Origin of the sequence: Streptomyces sp. NBC_00691, assembly GCF_036226665.1 — a bacterium.
In the GTDB taxonomy this organism is placed as follows: Bacteria; Actinomycetota; Actinomycetes; order Streptomycetales; family Streptomycetaceae; genus Streptomyces.
On sequence record NZ_CP109007.1, the window covers coordinates 2601266 to 2619660 of the forward strand.

An 18395-nucleotide genomic window follows, 5' to 3' on the forward strand; every position below is an offset into this window, starting at 1 on the left:
GGCCCGTGCGACCGTCTCGCGCCAAGTCCCTACCCCTCCCATGCCTGAACCCGAAAGGAGGTCCCTCATGAACCGCACGACGCTGCGGCCGGACGCTGTCCTCGTGCAGGCCGTGATCGCCGGTGCCCTGTCCTTCGCCCACCTGCACGACCTGGCCGAAGCAGCCGGCCAGAGCGGATGGAAGGCATGGGCCTACCCCGTATCGGTCGATCTCCTGCTCGTCGCCGCCTGGCGTCGGCTGCGTGCGCTGCGGGCCATCGGCAAGGCCGCCCGTTCGGCCTGGACGTGATTCGCCGTCGCCTTGGTCGCGTCCCTCGGCGCGAACGTCGCCACGGCCGGTCTGCTCGACCTCGCCGACGTGCCCGACTGGCTGCGCATCCTCGTCGCCGGGTGGCCCGCCCTCGCCTTCCTCGGCGGCACTCTCCTCGTCCACACCCCGGCCGTGCCCGCGCCGAAGGACCACTCCACGCAGTCCACGGCCGTGCAAGCGGTCATCGAGCCGAGCGATTCGTATGAGCCGGATGCCAGTCCCGCAGCCGCTCCCGCACCGGCGCCGGCGTTGCCTGCCGTCGATCCGGAGCCTGAGCCCGTACCCGCTGCCGTCGCGGTTCCTCCGGCGCTCGTCGCCCATGCCCGGAAGGTCGCCGACGACCACCGCGCCCGCACCGGCCACCCGATCGACACCGACACCCTGCGTGCCCGCCTCGGTGTCCCGCCCCCGATGGCTGATGCCATCGCCGCCCAACTCGCCTGAGAAGGAGTTCAGATCATGCGTGCCCTGGAACGCGCTGCCGAACTCACCCGGAACAACCACCTCGTGGAAGCCATGGCCACCGCCGAACCGGTGATCCTCGCCGCCGACGAGCACGAGTCGGCCGATATCCGGCAGTGGCTCACGGACCACGCCAACGACTTCACCCGGGAGGCCTGAGCCATGGCCGCTCGTGACCACTTCCACTCCGTGATGCGGATCGGCCCCGTGCAGATCGGCACCTACCGCGACCGCCGCGGTCGCACCAAGTACGCCGCCGTGTGCACCGCCGACCGCTGCGGCTGGTCCTCCGACTACTCCAGCTCCTCCGCCGCCCAGCTCGCGGCCCGTACCCACCGCTGCCGCCTCACCGACTGAACGGACCCGCCCATGGACGTCCCGCTCTGGCTCGCCCTGATCGTCGTCGGCGGCCTCGGCATCAAGCTCATCCGCCCACCCTGGTGGCTCGTCGCCGTGATCCTCCTCGGCGGCTACCTCCTCGCCGACAGCGTCCTCGCCCCGCTCATCGACCCGATCGCCAAGTAGGGAGAAACGCCATGCTCCGGCCTCGTATCCCCGTCAACCCGCTCCCAACCGGCACCGTCGTCCCGCTCCTCCAGGCCACGTCCACGAAGGACGTCGAGCCGTCCACCTGCACCCATCACCACGTTCCGGTGACGCCGGTCGTGCCGCAGCCACAGACCCCGGCTGTCCGCCTCACCCCGGCCGGGCTCGTCACCGTCGTCGCCGGCGGCGCCGGGCTCGTCCTGATCGTCGGGACGGTCCTCGTCTCCATGCTCCTGGCCGTCGCCGTCAGCGCCGCCTCGGTCTCCGTCTGCGCCGTCGTCCTGCGCTCGCTCCTCAACGGCCGGCACAAGCACCGCTAGCCGGGCACCCGGGCGACTCAACCGCCAAGTCTCCGCCGCCCGGGCGCCCTCCCATTCCAGCCCAAGAGAACCGGAAGGCACCACCCATGATGACCGACGACCGCCCCGAAACGGGCCCGGTCAACGCCACCCGCTCCACCTCTCCCCCGCCCCTCGGCAACCTGGACCCGGCCACCCTCGCCGACGCACTCCGGACCGCCGCTTCCCCCGGCTTCGACCGCTGGACGGAGCAGATCCACCGCACCGGTGGCTGCTCCCAGCCCATCCACCTCCAGGGCTGGACCCTCACGCGGGACAAGGCCACCGGCGAAACCTTGCACCGTTACTCCACCGACGGTGAGCCCGGCGGCCGGCTCCGGATAGCCTGCGGCAATCGTCGTGCCTCCCGTTGCCCCGCCTGCGCCTGGACGTACGCGGGCGACACGTACCACCTGATCCGCGCCGGCCTCGCCGGGGACGACCGGCGCGACATCCCCGGCACCGTGCGCGATCACCCCCGCGTGTTCCTGACCCTCACGGCGCCGTCGTTCGGGCCCGTCCACAACCGGCCCTGCCGCTGCGGCACCCGTCACCCCGAAGACGCTGCCGAACTGGGCACCCCGCTCAACCCTGACTCGTACGACTACGCCACCGCCGTGCTCTTCAACAACCACGCCGGACAGCTGTGGCAGCGCTTCACCACCCGACTCCGTCGTGAGATCGCCGCCTCTGCCGGTCTCTCCCAGCGGGAGTTGAAAGAGGTCGTCCGACTCTCCTACGGGAAGGTGGCCGAGTTCCAGAAGCGGGGCGCCGTCCACTTCCACGCGGTGATCCGCCTCGACGGACCCGACGGGCCCGACGCACCTCCCCCGTCCTGGGCCACGGCCGAACTCCTCACCCGAGCCATCCAGGCGGCCGCTGCCCACACGTACACGACCATCGCCGTCACCGCCGTCGGCGATCAGCCGTTACGCCGCCTCCGCTGGGGCACCCAGCTCGACATCCGGCCCGTCAAAGCCTTCGGCGACGGCTCCGACATCACCGAGCAGGCGGTGGCCTCCTACATCGCCAAGTACTCCACCAAAGCTGCGGAGACGACCGGCAGCCTCGACCGCCGCATCGGCAACCGTGAGGCCCTGGTCCTCCTCGGCGTCCCCGACCACACCCGCCGCCTCGTCGAAGCCTGCTTCGACCTCGACCCGCTGTACCCGGAGCGCCGACTTCTCGCCTGGGCCCACATGCTCGGCTTCCGGGGCCACTTCTCCACCAAGTCCCGGCAGTACTCCACCACCCTCGGCGAACTCCGGCAGACCCGCGCCGACTACCGCGCCGCCCAGGAGCGCGCCGCCCGCGGCCTCGACGACATCGAGCCGGACACCGTCCTCGTCCTCACCTCCTGGGCCTACGCCGGCCAGGGCCACTCCCCCGGTGAGGCCGCCCTCGCCGCCTCCATCGCCCGGGACATCCAGCTCAACCGTGAGACCGCCCGTGAAGCCCTACGCGATCAACTCGCCCTGGAAGGAGCCGCAGCATGACGACCGCCACCGCTGAGCTGCTCACCGTGCCGGAGGTCATGGCGCGGCTCAAGCTCGGTCGTTCCACCGTCTACGACCTCATCCGCTCCCGCCGCCTGGTCTCCCTGACCATCGGCCGGTCGCGCCGCGTTCCCGCCGACGCCGTCCGGGACTTCATCGACAACCAGATAGAGGAGGCTGCCTGATGGCCGCCCAGCGCAAGCGCAATCCCAACGGGGCCGGCACCATCACCCAGCGGAAGGACGGCCGTTTCCAGGCCGCCGTCTACGTCCTCCAGCCCGACGGCACCCGTGCCCGGAAGTTCGTCTACGGCAAGACCTGGGCCGAGTGCGACACCAAGCGCCGCGCGCTCCTCGACAAGGTCGACAACGGCGTTCCCGTCCCGACCCGTTCGATGAAGCTCTCCGAGTGGCTGCCGTACTGGCTGGACAACATCGTCAAGCCGCGCCGCAAAAAGACCACCGCGGCCAAGTACGAGGTGCACGTCCGGCTCTACCTCGTCCCGATGCTCGGTTCCAAGCGGCTGGAATCCCTCGCCGTCGCCGACGTCCGGCGCTTCCTCGTCCAGTTGGAGAAGAAGACCAGCGCCGCCACCGCCAAGGAGTCGCACCGCGTCCTGCGCACCGCCCTCACCGCCGCCTGCCGTGAGGAGCTGGTGAGCCGGAACGTCGCGACGCTCGTCGAGCCGCCGACCGTCGCCGCCCGGGAGCTCTCCCCCTGGTCCCTGGACGAGACGCTCGATTTCCTCGCCGCAGCACGGAAGGACCCGCTGTACGCCGCCTTCGTGCTCGCCATCGCCCTCGGCTTCCGCCGCGGGGAGGTCGTCGGCCTCCGCTGGGAGAACGTCGACCTCGACAAGCGGGAGATCCGGGTCAGGACGCAACGGCAGCGGGTGGCCGGTGAGGTGTACGAGGACGACCCCAAGGGGCGGCGACGCAAGCAGACGCTTCCGCTCCCCGCGATCTGCGTCGCGCCCCTGCGATGGCAGCGCCTCAAGCAGGCCACCGCCCGCGAGCGTGCCGGGGAGAGGTGGACGGAGACCGGGTACGTCTTCACCACCCGCACCGGCCAGCCCATCGAGCCCCGGAACCTCTACCGATCGTTCACCCGCGTCGCGAAGAACGCCGGTCTCCGTGTCGTCCGACTCCACGACGCCCGGCACGGTACGGCGACGCTCCTCACCGCCGCCGGCGTCCCGCCCCGCGTGGTGATGGAAATCCTCGGACACAGCCAGATCGCCGTCACGATGAACGTCTACACCCACGTCGTCCAGGACACGCAGCGCGAGGCCGTGAGTCACATCGACCGGCTGCTCAGGAGCCGTCCCCGGTCGTGATCGAACGTCCCCGTTGATGTCAGATGTGGATGTCAAAGGCCCCCAGCCATGATCGGCTGGGGGCCTTTTCCCTGGTGGGCGCGGACGGTTTCGAACCGCCGACATCTGCTTTGTAAGAGCAGCGCTCTACCCCTGAGCTACGCACCCGTGGAAGAGGCAACAGCCTACATGGCGCATGGGTGGGTGCCGCAAACCGATACCTCCCCCGGGGGGTAGCCCCACCCCCGGGACGGTGGGTCGCCGGATCGTGACGGCGGGTGGTGGGGTTCTACGGTCGAGGGACTGTCCGCGTTACCGGTTTTCTTGTGGGGGTCTCGGCGTCATGGCTGTTGTACGTCGTCCGTTCCGGATGCTGCTCGCCTCCGGTGGAGTGCTCGTCGCCTCTCTCGCGCTCACCGGGTGCGGGTCGACCGATGTCGAGGGGGCGCCCGTGGAGCGGAAGACGTTCGCCCTCGGCGGCGACGCGCTCACCGTCGACTCCGACGACTCCGAACTCGTGATCACCCCCGCCGACATCGACGACGTGCGCGTCGAGCGGCAGGTCGACGGGTGGGTGTTCATGGGGTCGGGCCCCAAGCCCGAGTGGAAGCTCGTCGACGGGAAGCTGACCCTGCGGGTCAACTGCGACGGCGTCTCCTCGAACTGCGACGCCATCCACCGGATCCAGGTCCCCCGCGACGTCGCCGTCACCGTCGAGAACGACAACGGGCGCGTCACCGCCGACGGCTTCGCCACCCCCATGAAGGTGCGCTCCGACAACGGGGACGTCCGCGTGCGCAAGGCCGGCGGGGCGCTGGACATCGGCACCGACAACGGCGACGTCGCCGTCGAGCCCGGCGCCACCGCGCCCGAGGTCGTCGCCCGGTCCGACAACGGCGACGTGCGCATCACCCTCGGCTCCGTCCCCCGCCGCGTCGACGTCGTCACCGACAACGGCGACGTCCACGTCTCCGTCCCCACCGCCGAGTACAAGGTGACGAGCGCCAGCGACAACGGCGACGTCCGGGTCGACGTTCCCCGCCGCGACACGAGCGAGCACTCCGTGAGCGTCCGCAGCGACAACGGTGACGTATCCGTCCTCACGGCGAACTGACCGGCCCGTGTGTTCGTCCCTACCGGGTGGGAGAATGAACCGGACCGGGCACGGCGGACACAGCACGGGAGAGGTACGTGGCGGCGAGCGACGCGAGGGGGGCGAGCGGCGTCCGGCGTCGTGACGCGCCAAGCCGGGGGCAGACCCGATCCGAGGACCACCCGAGGCCAGGGATCTCCGGGCTCCGGCTCGCCCTCGCCCTTCCGCTGCTCGTCGGAGCGATGCTGCCGCACGCCTTCGCCGGCGGCGGCACCCGCCGCTGGTTCGGCGGACGCGGGGAGGGCCGGCGCGCCGAGGCCCAGGCCGCCAAGGACGCCGCCGCCGCGGCCTTCTACGAGCTCGACACCGCCCAGCGCGGGCTCCGCATCTCCATCGAGACCATCACCGCCGTCGACAGCTCCCCCGAGACGCGCCGCGCCGTCGAGGGCTTCGAGACCCTCGGCCGCCGTATCGACGAGGTCAGCCACACCTACATCAGCGCCGTCGACGCCCACGACCTCGACCGCGACGAGCTCGACGCCGCGACCGCCGACCGGGCCCGCGCCGAACTGACCCGCGCCAAGGACGAGCTGGAGCGGGTGAAGGGCGAGCTCGACCGGTTCGAGGCCGGCCTCGCCCCGCTGCTCGGACAGGCCGAGACCCAGCTCGCCCGTCTCGCCCCCGCCGTCGAGCGGGCCCGGCAGGCCCTGCGCGGCGCGAGCGGCGCCCTCGACTCCGTACGGGAGAGCGGGCTGCGCGCCGACGACCTCGCCGCCCGCCTCGCCGCCCTCGGGCCCGAACTCACCCGGCTCAACGAGGGTGCCGGCCGCCACGGCGTCCCCGAGACCCTCCAGCGCGCCGACAAGGTACTGCGCGACGCCGAAGCCGTACGGACCGAGGCCGAGCGGCTTCCCGAGCGCGCCGCCGAGATCGACCGGCGCCTCGTCTCCCTCCGTACCCGAACCGAGGCCCTCACCACCCGCACCGGTGGCGTCGAACCGATCCTCTCCGAGCTGCGGCGGCGCTTCACCGCACCCTGCTGGCAGGACCTCCAGCACGTGCCCGAGCAGGCCACCACCACGCTCCGGCAGGCCGAGGAGCGACTCGCCGAGGCCGGAAGGGCACGCGCCGAGCAGCGCTGGCCGGACGCGGCCTCGCTGCTCTCCACCGTCCGCGCGCTGCTCGACTCCACCGACGAGGCCGTCTCCGCCGCCGGGGACCGGCTGCGCCGCCTCGACGCCGTCGCCAAGGACCCCAAGGCGGAGATCGACCGCGCCCGGTTCGCGGTACGGGACGCCCAGCGCCTCGCGATGGCCGGACGCAGCACACCCGACCCGCGCCACGCCCGCCCCCTCGACGAGGCCGTCGCCCGGATCGACCGGGCGGTCGACGGCCTGGAGGGGCGCCACCCGGACTACTGGCACTTCCTGACCGAACTGGAGGCCGTACGGGCCACCGCCGCCCACGTCGTCGGCCAGATCAGGGAGGAACGGGGCGCCGCCACCGGGCACTGACCCCGAGGCAGGAGGGGTGGGAGGGGTGGGAAGGGTTGGAGGGGGCGGAGGCAGGAGGCTGGACCGGGCCTGGGAGTGGGTGCCGGGCCGGTTGGGCCGTGATCGGTGTCCGTCCGTCCGCCCCCGTGTGGCCGGGCCTCGCCCTGTCGCGTGCCGCGTGCGGGTCGGGTCCCCTGCCCGTGGCCGCTCGCAGGCTCTAGCCTGTTCCCATGCCTCGTTACGAATTCCGCTGCCGGACCTGCGGCGACACCTTTGAACTCAGCCGGCCCATGGCCGAGTCCTCCGACCCGGCCTCCTGCCCCGCCGGGCACGACGACACCGTGAAGCTGCTCTCGGCCGTGGCCGTCGGCGGCTCCGCCTCCGCCGCCCCCGCGCCGAGCGGTGGCGGGGGTGGCGGAGGCTGCTGCGGAGGCGGTTGCTGCAGCTGATCCCTGCCGGTCAGACGGCGGCCGCCGCCCGGAAGCGGCGCAGGATCTCCTCCCCCGCCGCGACTCCGCGTTCCGCGAGGACGTCGAGGTGGGGGGCCGTCCAGTCGCTCTCGGCCAGCTCGCCGTGGCCCGGGCGCCACGCCCGGTCCGCGGCGAGCAGCAGGTCGGCGTCGAGGAGCGAGTCGCCCGCGGCGAGGGTGAGCGAGGCGCCGGTGCGGCGGGCGACCTCGCGGACGGCCGCGCTCTTGGTGAGCGGCTTCGGTACGGCGTACACCTTGCGGCCCTGGAGCGAGACCGTCCAGCCGCGTTCCCCCGCCCAGGCGCCGAAGCGCTCCAGCCAGTCCTCGGGCAGCCGTTCCCGCTCGACGACGAGGTAGGCGAACAGGTCCTCGGCGACGCGGTGCTTGCGTACCCAGGACAGGTCCGTGGTCGCCGTGAGGTAGGCGCGGACCTCGGAGAGCGGCGCGCACTCCTCGGCGAGCCTGCGCAGCACGGAGGCGTGCCAGTCGGCGTCGGTGACGCCGTCGACGAGGATGTGCCCGCCGTTGGCGCAGATCGCGTACTTCGGCGCGCTGCCGGGGAGTTGGATGCGCTGGTACTGCTTGCGCGTCCGGGTGGTGGTGGGGACGAAGACGGTCTCGCCGGTCAGTCGCTCCAGGAGCCCGGCCGCCTCCTCCGTCATGTAGGAGAGCGGCTTGGACTCGTGGACCTCGACGCAGAGCAGCCGGGGCGCCTGGGCGTCGGGCATGCCGAGGGCGAGGGCCGCGGACGAGTAGATGAGGGTGCGGTCGAGGTCGCTCGCGACCAGGACGGGGGCGGGACCCCCGGTCGGGACCGGGGTCGGAGCCTGGACCGGGTCGGGTGCCGGGACCGGGTCGGGAGCCTGGACCGGGGTCGGGGCCTGGGCCGGAATCGGGGCCTTCGTCGTCGTCGTCACGCTCGTGGTCGTACCCGTCGTATCGGTCGGACTACCGGTCGCGATCTTCGCACTCGTCGCCGTCGCCGTGCTCGGCGAGCTCTTCCCCCTCTTCGTACTCCTCGTACTCACTGGGACACCACCGCCTTGCCGTCGGCGCCTGTCGCGCCCCTCGTGTACTGAGGGTGTATCAGGCCCACGCAGCTGTACGGGAGGTCGTCGACCTCCTCGACCGGTACGCCGCGCTGCTCGGCGAGGAGCCGGACGTGCGCGAGGTCGGCGTCGGCGCCCCGCTTGGCGAGGATCTTCCAGGGGACGCGGCGGAGCAGGACGCGGGTGGTCTCGCCGACGCCCGGCTTGACCAGGTTGACGTCGTGGATCCCGTACTCCTCGCTGATCCGCTCCACGGCGGCCCAGCCCTCCCAGGTCGGAGTGCGGTCGGCGGCCAGGAGTTCCTTGACGTCGGCGTCGACGGACGCGCCGACCTCGTCGAAGCGGGCGGCGACGGCGTCGAGGAAGGCGTTGGACACGTCCACACCGGCCAGCTCGCGGTAGAACTTTCCGCCGTGGAAGTCGTTCGGTCCGACCAGGTCGGCGCGGAGCACCGTACGGGAGATCAGGCCGGAGACCGTGGAGTTGAGGCAGGCCGAGGGGATCAGGAAGTCCTCGCGGGTGCCGTACGTACGGACGCAGGAGCCGGGGTCGGCGAGGACCGCGATCTCCGGGTCGAAGCCGGTGACACCTTCGGCCCTCTCGAACTCCACGATCGCGTCCGCGAGTTCGCGGGTGATGGCGCCCTTGCCGGTCCAGCCGTCGACGAACACGACGTCGGCCGGGTCGTGATGGGCGGCGAGCCAGCGCAGCGCGTTGGCGTCGATGCCGCGGCCGCGCACGATGGAGACGGCATAGTGGGGCAGGTCCAGGCCGTGACGGGCCTGAGCCCAGCGGCGCATGAGGACGCCCACGGGGGTGCCGGCGCGGGCGAGCGAGACGAGGACGGGGCGGTGGCCGGGCCGTTCGCGCTCGGCGAGGACGGTCTCGGTGACGGTGCCGACGGCGCGGGCGATGCGGGCGGCCGAGGTCTCCAGCGCGGCGTGGAACAGCTCCTGGTAGCGGTCGCTCGGCTGGTACTCGACGGGGAGCGACTCCGCGTAGTGCGCGCCGCCGCTCTGGATGGCCTCCTCGCGTTCCTCGGTGGGCGCCTCGAGCTCGACGTCCGAGAGGTCCTGGAGCAGCCAGCCGACCTCCTCGGGTGCGTACGAGGAGAAGGCGGGGCCGCGGAGGGGCTCGGGCAGCATGGAGCTCCTTTCGGGAGCTTCGGTGGCTTCGGTGGCCTCGGTCGTGGCGTCGTACGGAACGTACGGCGAGGCCGTGGGCGTGTACGAGGGGACGACGGCGAGCACGACGCGCGGGATGTGCGCGGCGAGCTGGGCGAGCAGGCCGTCCGGGGCGTGCAGGGCCGGGGTGTCGGCGGTGGAGTCGACGACGAGGACGACGGCGTCGAAGCCCGCGCCGGCCACGTTGTAGGCGTAGCGCTCGCCGGGGCCGTCTGCGGGGTCGTCGTGGGCGGGGAAGACGAGTCGCGTGCGTATCGCGTAGCCGGGGTCGTCGACGGCGAGGACGGGCGAGCGGGTGGTGGTGGAGTACCGGACGTCGTGGCCGGTCTCCTCCAGGGCGGTGCCGAGGCGCAGGGGCGCGTACATCAGCTCCTCGAATCCGAGGACGAGGACGCGGGGCCCGGCGGGCGGCGGGCTCGGGGTGGAGGTGGCCGTGACGGCGGAGGTGGCCGTGACGGCGGACGTGGAGGTGGCGGGGGCAGTGCCTGTGCCGGCGACCGTCGAGGTGGCGGGGGCAGTGCCGGTGCCGGTGACCGTGGAATTGCCGGTGAGCGGTCGTCCGTCGGTCGCCGGGACCCGCAGTGCCTCCGTGATCCGGGCCGCCATCGCGGGCAGCGCCGCCTCCAGGCGCTCCCGGTGGTCGGGCGTGAAGCCGTGCCGTCCGCCGTCGGGCAGCCCCTCCGGCCAGTCCAGCGCCACGCGCCCGTGCGTGCGAGGGGCCACCGAGTCGGCCGCGGGGCCGGCCGCGGCGTCGGCGGTCGGGGCGGAGGCCCCCGCCCCCGTCCGCTCGTAGGCCCTCTCGTGTTCCGCCACCAGCGCCTGGCCCTTCTGCAGGACCCCCTCCGGGAGGCGTACGGTGCCCGCGGCGCCGGATATCAGGTCGACGCGGGCGCCTATCTCCGCCGCGAAGGCGTCCAGACGGCCGAGGTCGGCGGCCGAGCGCATGTCGACCAGGGCGACCACCACGTACCGGTCGCGCGGGTAGCGCTCGTGCAGGGCGCGCACGGTGTTGAGGACGGTGTTGCCGGTGGAGAACTCGTCGTCGACGAGGACCAGCGGGCCGTCGCCCGCCAGCAGTTTCGGGTCCTCGGGGAGGAGGAGGTGCGAGGTCGCGTGCGAGTGGGACTCCTCGAAGCCGCCCGCGCGGGCGACGCCGGCCACCGGCCGCCGGGTGGAGTGGAGGTACGGGGCGAGGCCGAGGCCGTCGGCGACGGCGTGGCCCAGGGCGGTGGCCGTCTCGGCGTACCCGAGGACGACCGAGCGCGCGGCCTCCTCGTCACCGAGGAGCGCCCGGACGCGGCGGCCGAGGTCGAGGCCGGAGCCGTAGACCACGGACGGCCGCTGCGGCACGTGCTTGCCGAGCACGCTGGAGACCAGCAGATGCGCGCGCTTGGGGTTGCGACGCAGTGCGAGGCCCAACAGGGCCGGCAGCGCCTCGTCGCCGATCAGTTCGACGCCCAGTCGCTCCGCGACCCACGTTCCGGTCCACACCACGTCGTCGACGTCCCTTCGTCAGCCGGCCAGTCCGGCGGTGAGCAGATCCACGAAGCCGACGTCCTCCTTGGCGACGCCGAAGAGCTCGGCGCGCAGGAGTGTGCGTTCGGCCCACGCGCGATGCGGCTTCACTTCGTTCATCTTGTTCGTGTAGGCGGAACGGAGGACTCCGCCGCCGCCCTGGTCGGGCCGCAGGATGTCCTGGGCGTCGCTCCACTCCTCGTGGCTGACCACGGAGAGCGCGTGCACCGGCACCACATGGGTGGGGTGGATGCAGGTCTTGCCGAGCAGGCCGTTGGCGCGGTCGAGTTCGATCTCGCGCAGCAGGCCGTCGAGGTCGTGCTCGATGAGGGCCGTGCGCAGGTCCTCGGCGCTGCCTTCGAGGAAGGGGCTGCGGCGCAACTGGGGCTTGAACATGCGCTCGCCGGGCCGGAAGTACTCCCAGACGGGTCCGGTGACGGTGAAGCCGGTGCCGTCGGAGCGGCCGAGGACGTTGACGACGTCGGCGATGACGTTCGCGACGATCTTGACGTCGTAGGCGGTCATGTCGGGCGAGCGGCGCAGCCCGTAGGCGGAGCAGAAGTCGGTGACGCCGAGGCGCAGGGCGAGGACCCGGTCGCGGTACTTCTCGGTGATCGAGGCGATGCCGGCGAGGGTCTCGGCCCGGGTCTCCAGGTGGAGGAGCTCGGGGGACTCCAGGACGGGCATGGCGAAAAGACGTCGTCCGCTCGTCCGCTCGGCCTGGGTGAGCGCTTCGAGGAAGGCGCGGCCGCGTGCCTCGGTGAATTTGGGCAGTACGAATCCGGACAGCAGGCGGACCGTTTCTCCAAGGCGGTCGACGAGCTCGGTGATCTGGTGCGGATCGCGGACCCGGATGAAGAGCAGCGGCAGATCCGCGGAGGTGCCCGTGGCGGTGTCGGCGTCCGTCACGGAACCGGCGGCGAGGTCGGCGAACTGGCGTACGAGGTTGTCCTCGCCCGCCTCGACATCGGCGTCGCTGATGGAGTCCTCCAGGCAGAGCACCATGGAGACCACTCCACGGGCCGCCTGCTTGCGCACGTCGTCGGCGAGCCGGGGCCGGGTGGCCGGGCTGTAGAGCGTGGCCCCCAAGGCCACGGCGAGCGAGCGCGCGGGCGAATCTGCCGTGAACGCGGCCGGTTCCCGATGGAAGAGACCAGCCCGCGCCGCGGACGGGATGTGCCCGAAATGACGCATATAAGCCCCTCGTCTACCTCTCTGGAACCTGACGACATGTGGCCGGTAATAGTACGTAGGTGCGGGTGTCCGCAGTTCCCTTCGAGCATGAAATCCAGGTAACTCGTCAGCGTCGTTCACGCCGTCCCGCGACAGGTGACGCCCCCGCGTTGTCCGCGGGTCTGCCGGGAGGGCAGGATGACGGTCATGACGCACGCGATGCTGAAGGGCTCCAACGTCCCTCTCGACACCGCGGCCGTACGGGCCGTGCTCCGCTGGACCCCGGGCTCCGGGGTCCCCGACGTGGATGCCTCGGCCCTGCTCCTGGGGCCCTCCGGCCGGGTGCGGTCCGACGAGGACTTCGTCTTCTACAACCAGCCGCGCCACCCTTCGGGCCTGGTGCGACGGCTGCCGAAGAAGCGTGACTCCAAGGGTCTCACGGACACCGTGGAAGCCGACCTCGGAAGCCTCGACCCCTCCGTCGACCGGGTGGTGATCGCGGCCTCCTCCGACGGCGGCACCTTCCGCTCCGTCTCCGACCTGCGGATCCTGCTGTACGACGCGACGGCGGGGCCCGATGCCGAGGCGCTGGCCCTGTTCTCCGTGACGGCGGAGACGGGCGAGGAGACGGCCGTCATCTGCGGCGAGCTGTACCGCCGCGGGGACGGCTGGAAGTTCCGTGCCGTGGGTCAGGGCTATCCGACGGGCCTGATCGGCCTCGCCACCGACTTCGGCATCTCGGTCGACGAGGACGCGCAGGACGCGGCGGCGGAGGCGGCCCAGAGCGCCCAGGACGGCCCTCAGGAGGCCCAGGGCGGCTTCCGCGAGGTCCCGGGCGGTCCGGGCTCCCCCGGCGGCGCCCAGGAGGCCACGGCGGCCACCGTCGCCTCCGCCGGCGACCCTGATCTCGACCTGACCGTCGCCCACACCCCCGTACCCGTGCCTCCGCAGCCGACCATGCCGCCGCCCATGCCCGACCGGGCGCCCGCCTACGGCTACCCCCAGCAGCCCGCGAACCCGGCCCCGGCACCCGCGTACGGCTATCCGCAGCCGGTCACCGCCCCCGAGCAGAACCCGGCGCCCGAGTTCCGGATGCCGCCGATGGGTCCCCAGTTCGTCCGGCCCTGAGGGGCCCGGGGGCCCCTGGCGGCTCGGGGGCGGCCCCGCGGACGCCGGCAACGGCTACGCCTTGGTCTTGTAGCCGCGCCCCCACTGGAGACCCCAGCCGTACAGCCGGTCCAGTTCGGCCTGGAAGCCGTACACGAAGCGCACCTCCCGGCGGACCGTCAGCTCGCCCTTGGCGTTCTCCACGGAGAAGACCGCGCAGGAGCGGGCCTGCGGGGCGCGCTCGTCGAGCTCGATCTCGATGCGGGGGCCGTTGCTCGGATAGAGCGTGATCTTGGCGTGCGTGCGGTCGAAGGCCGGCGTCTGGTCGTAGATGTACACGAAGAAGAGCAGACGCTTGATCTCGTCCTTGTGGTCCAGATTGACGAAGATCGTCTCCCCGGAGGAGCCGCCGAAGCGGTCGTCACCGCTGAGCTTCACGTACGGCGCGCCGTTCAGGTCCCCGAAGAAGCCGCCGAGCGGCTGCACCACGCCCTTGCTGCCGTCGGCCAGCTCGTAGAGGCAGCCCAGGTCCAGGTCGACGTTGACCATGCCCTGGGTGTGCGCCTGGACGACCTCGGGCTTGAAGAGCTGCGCCGGGTTGCGGAGCAGCCGGCCGCTCTGCCGGGAACGTCCTTCGAGGTCGGAGGTCCGCATCCGCCAGGAGAGGTTCACCCGGAGGTTGCCGGTGGCGGCGCCCTGTTTCGTGAGCGAGACGGACGGGCGCCGTTTCGTCAGATCGATCGTGTTCGACGCGGCGCTGCCCGAGTCGAACTGCGTCGCCGTCCTCCCCGGAAAAAGGTTGTCCCAGAAGGCCATGACGCCTTCACCCCCCACTGATCGCCGAACCGCTGTCCACCGGAACCGCTGATCACCGACTCCGCTGATCACCGGCACCGCACATGCCTGCGGGGCGGCCGGGTGCACCGGCCGCCCCGCAGAGAAGCGTTCCTCATTGCCGGGGGTGTCACACCCCGGTGGACACCTCTGTCTTGTCCCCGGCGGGACCCGACCCGCCCTCGGCCGCCGCGAGCGCCTTGTTGCGCCGTACGGAGGACCAGAAGGACCAGGCGATCAGGGCGACACCGATCAGTCCGGTGACGACCTCGGGGATCTGGTAGCGGATGGAGACCATGAGGATCATGGCCAGCGCGCCGATCGCGTAGTGCGCGCCGTGCTCCAGGTAGACGTAGTCGTCGAGGGTGCCCTGGCGGACCAGGTAGACCGTCAGCGAACGGACGTACATGGCGCCGACGCCGAGGCCGAGCGCCATCAGGACGATGTCGTTGGTGATGGCGAAGGCGCCGATGACACCGTCGAACGAGAAGGAGGCGTCCAGGACCTCCAGGTAGAGGAACATGAAGAAGGCGGCCTTGCCGGCCAGCTGGACGACGCCGACCTTCTTGCCGCTGCGCTTGGCCTCCTCCTCGGCCTCGTGCTCGCGCTCCTCCTCTTCCTCCAGCTTGTTCTCGAAGTACCCGGAGAGACCGCCGACGACGAGGTACGTGATGAGGCCGAAGACGCCGGAGAGCAGGACGGTCGAGGTCTTGTCGACGTGCGCGCCGCCGTGCTGGTGGGCCTGGGCCGCGAAGGTCATGGCGCTGACGGCCAGGACGACCAGGGCGATGCAGACCGACAGCATGTCGACCTTGCCGAGCTTGGCCAGCGGGCGCTCCAGCCAGCCGAGCCACTTGATGTCGCGGTCCTCGAAGATGAAGTCGAGGAAGATCATCAGCAGGAACATCCCGCCGAAGGCGGCGATGGACGGGTGGGCGTCGGTGACGAGCTGCTCGTAGCGCTCGGCGTCGTTGAGTGCGAGATCGACGGCCTCGATGGGGCCGATCTTGGCACTGATCGCCACGATCACGACGGGGAAGACCAGCCGCATGCCGAAGACGGCGATGAGCACACCGACGGTGAGGAAGATCTTCTGCCAGAAGGCATTCATCTTCTTCAGGATTCCGGCGTTGACCACTGCATTGTCGAAGGACAGCGAGATCTCGAGGACACACAGGATCGCGACGATCCCGAACGCCTCCCACCCCCCGTAGAGCACCGCCGCGACCAGGCCGAGCGCCGTGATGGCGAACGACCAGCCGAAGGTTTTCAGAACCACTGTTTGCCCCATCGTGAATTACACGGCTTTACGAAACGTTGACCCCGAAGTCTAGAGCGATGCCCCTCAGCCCCGACGCGTACCCCTGACCGACCGCGCGGAACTTCCATTCGCCGTTGTACCGGTAGAGCTCGCCGAAGATCATCGCGGTCTCGGTGGAGGCGTCCTCGGAGAGGTCGTACCGCGCGAGTTCCTGGCCGTCCATCTGGTTCACGACGCGGATGAACGCGTTGCTGACCTGGCCGAAGCTCTGGCTGCGGTTGTCGGCGTCATGGATCGACACCGGGAAGACGATCTTGTCGCAGTGGGCCGGCACCTTGGAGAGGTCCACGATCAGGGACTCGTCGTCCCCGTCGCCCTCTCCGGTCAGGTTGTCGCCGGTGTGCTCGACCGAGCCCTCGGGGCTGCGCAGCTGGTTGTAGAACACGAAGTACTCGTCCCCGAGCACCCGTCCGGCCTGGCACAGCAGCGCGCTGGCATCGAGGTCGAAGGGGGCTCCGGTGGTGGAGCGCGCGTCCCAGCCGAGCCCTACGAGGACCTGGGTGAGGTTGGGTGCGGCCTTGGAGAGGGAGACATTGCCTCCCTTGGCGAGCGTGACGCCCATGATTCTTTTCCTCCCCGGTGGTGATGAGGCACGTCCGGCGCCGCACGGGATGTGCGGCGCCGGACGGTTGGAACGGTTCGGCTCAGACGTTGACGCCGAAGTCCTGCGCGATACCGCGCAGGCCCGAGGCGTAGCCCTGGCCGACGGCGCGGAACTTCCACTCGTCGCCGTTGCGGTACAGCTCGCCGAAGACCATGGCGGTCTCGGTCGAGGCGTCCTCGGAGAGGTCGTACCGGGCGATCTCGGCACCGCCGGCCTGGTTCACGACGCGGATGAACGCGTTGCGCACCTGGCCGAAGGACTGCTGGCGGTTCTCGGCGTCGTAGATCGACACCGGGAAGACGATCTTGGCGACATCGGCCGGCACGGTGGCCAGGCTGACCTTGACCTGCTCGTCGTCGCCCTCGCCCTCACCGGTGAGGTTGTCACCGGTGTGCTCGACGGAGCCGTCGGCGCTCTTCAGGTTGTTGAAGAACACGAAGTCCTGGTCGTTGCGGACCTTGCCCTCCGCGCTCACCAGGATGGCGCTGGCGTCGAGGTCGAAGTCCGTACCGGTGGTGGTGCGGACGTCCCAGCCCAGACCGACGGTCACGGCGGTGAGGCCAGGGGCCTCCTTGGTCAGCGAGACGTTGCCGCCCTTGCTGAGGCTGACTCCCACGAGTCCCTCCATGTGGTTTCCAGGGGCAGCGCCCCCAGTCGTGCGTTGGCATCGGATCAACGAGTGGATCCTAGTGACGGGTTCCCGCTCGAAACAGTCGATTCGCCCGGTGAATCCAGGTGTCGGGTGCCGGGCGACGCCCGGAAGGTGCCCAAAGGGCACCCGGTCGCGTCGCGGACGGCTCCCGGCGAGGTCAGATCGCGTCGAGGGCCTTGACGTACTCCCCGAGGTCGCGCGCGTCCGGCAGGGCGTTCACCACGGTCCAGCGGACGACGCCCTCCTTGTCGATGATGAAGGTGCCGCGCACCGCGCAGCCCTTCTCCTCGTCGAACACACCGTAGGCACGGGAGGCCTCGCCGTGCTTCCAGAAGTCGGAGAGCAGCGGGTACTCCAGGGATTCCTGCTCGGCGAAGACGCGCAGGGTGTGGATGGAGTCGTTGGAGACGGCGAGGAGCTGGGTGTCGTCGTTGACGAACGTCGCCAGGTGGTCGCGGAGCTCGCCGAGCTCACCCGCGCAGACGCCGGTGAAGGCGAAGGGGTAGAAGAGCAGCACCACGTTCTTCTCGCCGCGGAAGTCGGAGAGCCGGACGGTGCGCCCGTGGTTGTCCTTGAGCGCGAAATCCGGGGCCTCGGTGCCGACCTCGATCGCCATCGCGTACGCATCCCTTCGGCAAAGCCCTGACCTTGGGCCGAATCGGTGAACCCCACCCTACGGCCTGTCCGCCCGAGCCTCCGCGAGGCCCGGCGGCCGGGCGGGCGCGGGCGCGCGAAAGCCCCCGCCGGAGGACCGGCGGGGGCTTCTTTCAGCGTGGTGATCAGCGCTTGGGGGCGGTCAGGCGGGTGCCCGTCCAGTCCTTGGCGATGCTGATGCTCTTGGTCTGGGAGAGACCAGCTGTCTGCGCGGCATCGTTGATGTCGCTCGGCTCGATGTAGCCGTCGCGGCCGGTCTTCGGCGTCAGCAGCCAGATGGTGCCGCCGTCCTCCAGAAGACCGATGGCGTCCACCAGGGCGTCGGTGAGATCGCCGTCGTCGTCGCGGAACCAGAGCACCACGGCGTCAGCGACGTCGTCGTACTCCTCGTCCACGAGCTCTGCCCCGATGATGGACTCGATGCCTTCACGGAGATCCTGGTCGACGTCGTCGTCGTAGCCGATCTCCTGGACCACCTGTCCGGGCTCGAACCCCAGCCTGCCGGCCGGGTTGGTCCGCTCCTCCGCGTGGTCCGCGGTCGCGCTCACGGCTTGCCTCCTGCTCATTCGGTAAATGCTTGGGCCGCACGTGGGCGCGCGGCGCTGGCCGTAGTCCACACGTGCCGGGGTGGATCGCGCAAGTACCCGGCCGCGGAGACCGCCGAAACGGTGACGTTTGGGGCCGTCTCGCCGCAACTTCCGGCACTGCAGGGACCCCGCTCCGTGATCAGGCACACACGATTCATCCTGGTTTAAGGGCTTCTGAGGTTTCAGTCTGCCG

Annotated in this window: 20 protein-coding genes, 1 tRNA gene and 1 pseudogene; 12 read left to right on the forward strand and 10 right to left on the reverse strand. The window is 71.1% G+C overall.

Translation table 11 applies throughout. The features are described from left to right. Positions 1-67: 67 nt before the first annotated feature. From OG392_RS11760 to OG392_RS11795, 8 genes and pseudogenes are all read left to right on the forward strand, one after another. A pseudogene (locus OG392_RS11760) lies at positions 68-754 on the forward strand (DUF2637 domain-containing protein). A gap of 15 nt (positions 755-769) precedes the next feature. Next, positions 770-931 carry a hypothetical protein gene (locus OG392_RS11765; RefSeq protein ID WP_329278348.1) on the forward strand — a complete coding sequence of 54 codons (162 nt, stop codon included), beginning with the start codon at positions 770-772 and terminating at the stop codon, positions 929-931. 3 nt (positions 932-934) lie between these two features. Then, positions 935-1129 carry a mobile element transfer protein gene (locus tag OG392_RS11770; RefSeq protein ID WP_329278349.1) on the forward strand — a complete coding sequence of 65 codons (195 nt, stop codon included), beginning with the start codon at positions 935-937 and terminating at the stop codon, positions 1127-1129. 12 nt (positions 1130-1141) lie between these two features. Continuing rightward, complete coding sequence (locus tag OG392_RS11775) at positions 1142-1297, forward strand: hypothetical protein (RefSeq protein WP_329278351.1); 156 nt, start codon at positions 1142-1144, stop codon at positions 1295-1297. 11 nt (positions 1298-1308) lie between these two features. Then, positions 1309-1638, forward strand: a complete 330-nt coding sequence (locus tag OG392_RS11780) for a SpdD-like protein (RefSeq protein WP_329278353.1) — start codon at positions 1309-1311, stop codon at positions 1636-1638. A gap of 86 nt (positions 1639-1724) precedes the next feature. Further along, positions 1725-3152, forward strand: coding sequence for a replication initiator protein RepSA (gene repSA, locus OG392_RS11785; protein WP_329278355.1), 1428 nt, complete (start codon positions 1725-1727; stop codon positions 3150-3152). Continuing rightward, the gene (locus OG392_RS11790; RefSeq protein ID WP_184929959.1) at positions 3149-3337 is read left to right on the forward strand and encodes a helix-turn-helix domain-containing protein; all 189 of its coding nucleotides are present in this window, start codon (positions 3149-3151) and stop codon (positions 3335-3337) included. Before repSA ends, OG392_RS11790 begins: the two co-directional genes overlap by 4 nt. After that, positions 3337-4488 carry a tyrosine-type recombinase/integrase gene (locus tag OG392_RS11795; RefSeq protein ID WP_329278359.1) on the forward strand — a complete coding sequence of 384 codons (1152 nt, stop codon included), beginning with the start codon at positions 3337-3339 and terminating at the stop codon, positions 4486-4488. The genes OG392_RS11790 and OG392_RS11795 overlap by 1 nt, the downstream gene beginning before the upstream one ends. A 72-nt stretch (positions 4489-4560) precedes the next feature. Here the strand turns inward: OG392_RS11795 and OG392_RS11800 are convergent. Next, positions 4561-4635: transfer RNA gene (locus OG392_RS11800), tRNA-Val, on the reverse strand. A 175-nt stretch (positions 4636-4810) separates the two neighbouring features. Here OG392_RS11800 and OG392_RS11805 point away from each other — a divergent pair. The 3 genes from OG392_RS11805 (at position 4811) to OG392_RS11815 (ending at position 7502) form a co-directional block, all read left to right on the forward strand. Beyond that, entirely contained in the window at positions 4811-5581 is a 771-nt protein-coding gene (locus tag OG392_RS11805; RefSeq protein ID WP_329278362.1) for a DUF4097 family beta strand repeat-containing protein, read from the forward strand. Between the two features lie 221 nt (positions 5582-5802). After that, the gene (locus tag OG392_RS11810; protein ID WP_443055067.1) at positions 5803-7074 is read left to right on the forward strand and encodes a hypothetical protein; all 1272 of its coding nucleotides are present in this window, start codon (positions 5803-5805) and stop codon (positions 7072-7074) included. Between the two features lie 209 nt (positions 7075-7283). After that, entirely contained in the window at positions 7284-7502 is a 219-nt protein-coding gene (locus OG392_RS11815; protein WP_229314900.1) for an FmdB family zinc ribbon protein, read from the forward strand. A gap of 10 nt (positions 7503-7512) precedes the next feature. Here OG392_RS11815 and OG392_RS11820 read toward each other — a convergent pair whose 3' ends face one another. From OG392_RS11820 to OG392_RS11830, 3 genes are all read right to left on the reverse strand, one after another. After that, positions 7513-8310, reverse strand: a complete 798-nt coding sequence (locus OG392_RS11820; protein WP_329287215.1) for an HAD family hydrolase — start codon at positions 8308-8310, stop codon at positions 7513-7515. Positions 8311-8546: 236 nt separating this feature from the next. Further along, positions 8547-11249 carry a phosphoribosyltransferase gene (locus OG392_RS11825; protein WP_329278365.1) on the reverse strand — a complete coding sequence of 901 codons (2703 nt, stop codon included), beginning with the start codon at positions 11247-11249 and terminating at the stop codon, positions 8547-8549. An 18-nt stretch (positions 11250-11267) separates the two neighbouring features. Then, positions 11268-12464 carry an HpcH/HpaI aldolase/citrate lyase family protein gene (locus OG392_RS11830; protein WP_329278367.1) on the reverse strand — a complete coding sequence of 399 codons (1197 nt, stop codon included), beginning with the start codon at positions 12462-12464 and terminating at the stop codon, positions 11268-11270. Between the two features lie 177 nt (positions 12465-12641). Between OG392_RS11830 and OG392_RS11835 the strand changes: the two genes are divergently transcribed. Next, positions 12642-13571 carry a TerD family protein gene (locus tag OG392_RS11835; RefSeq protein ID WP_329278369.1) on the forward strand — a complete coding sequence of 310 codons (930 nt, stop codon included), beginning with the start codon at positions 12642-12644 and terminating at the stop codon, positions 13569-13571. Positions 13572-13625: 54 nt separating this feature from the next. On the opposite strand, the gene OG392_RS11840 is transcribed toward OG392_RS11835, so the two are convergent. From OG392_RS11840 to OG392_RS11865, 6 genes are all read right to left on the reverse strand, one after another. Next, complete coding sequence (locus OG392_RS11840) at positions 13626-14366, reverse strand: TerD family protein (protein WP_329278371.1); 741 nt, start codon at positions 14364-14366, stop codon at positions 13626-13628. 148 nt (positions 14367-14514) lie between these two features. Continuing rightward, a complete protein-coding gene (locus OG392_RS11845) occupies positions 14515-15663 on the reverse strand; it encodes a DUF475 domain-containing protein (RefSeq protein WP_329278374.1) in 1149 nt (382 codons plus the stop codon). Between the two features lie 28 nt (positions 15664-15691). Beyond that, positions 15692-16267 carry a TerD family protein gene (locus OG392_RS11850; RefSeq protein ID WP_073917692.1) on the reverse strand — a complete coding sequence of 192 codons (576 nt, stop codon included), beginning with the start codon at positions 16265-16267 and terminating at the stop codon, positions 15692-15694. 82 nt (positions 16268-16349) lie between these two features. Further along, positions 16350-16925: a TerD family protein gene (locus OG392_RS11855; RefSeq protein ID WP_015033386.1), complete on the reverse strand. Its 576-nt coding sequence runs from the start codon at positions 16923-16925 to the stop codon at positions 16350-16352. Between the two features lie 193 nt (positions 16926-17118). Next, positions 17119-17577 carry a peroxiredoxin gene (locus OG392_RS11860; protein ID WP_329278379.1) on the reverse strand — a complete coding sequence of 153 codons (459 nt, stop codon included), beginning with the start codon at positions 17575-17577 and terminating at the stop codon, positions 17119-17121. 163 nt (positions 17578-17740) lie between these two features. Next, positions 17741-18163 (reverse strand): DUF3052 domain-containing protein, encoded by a 423-nt coding sequence (locus OG392_RS11865; RefSeq protein WP_329278382.1) that lies wholly within the window; start codon positions 18161-18163, stop codon positions 17741-17743. Between the last annotated feature and the right edge of the window lie 232 nt (positions 18164-18395).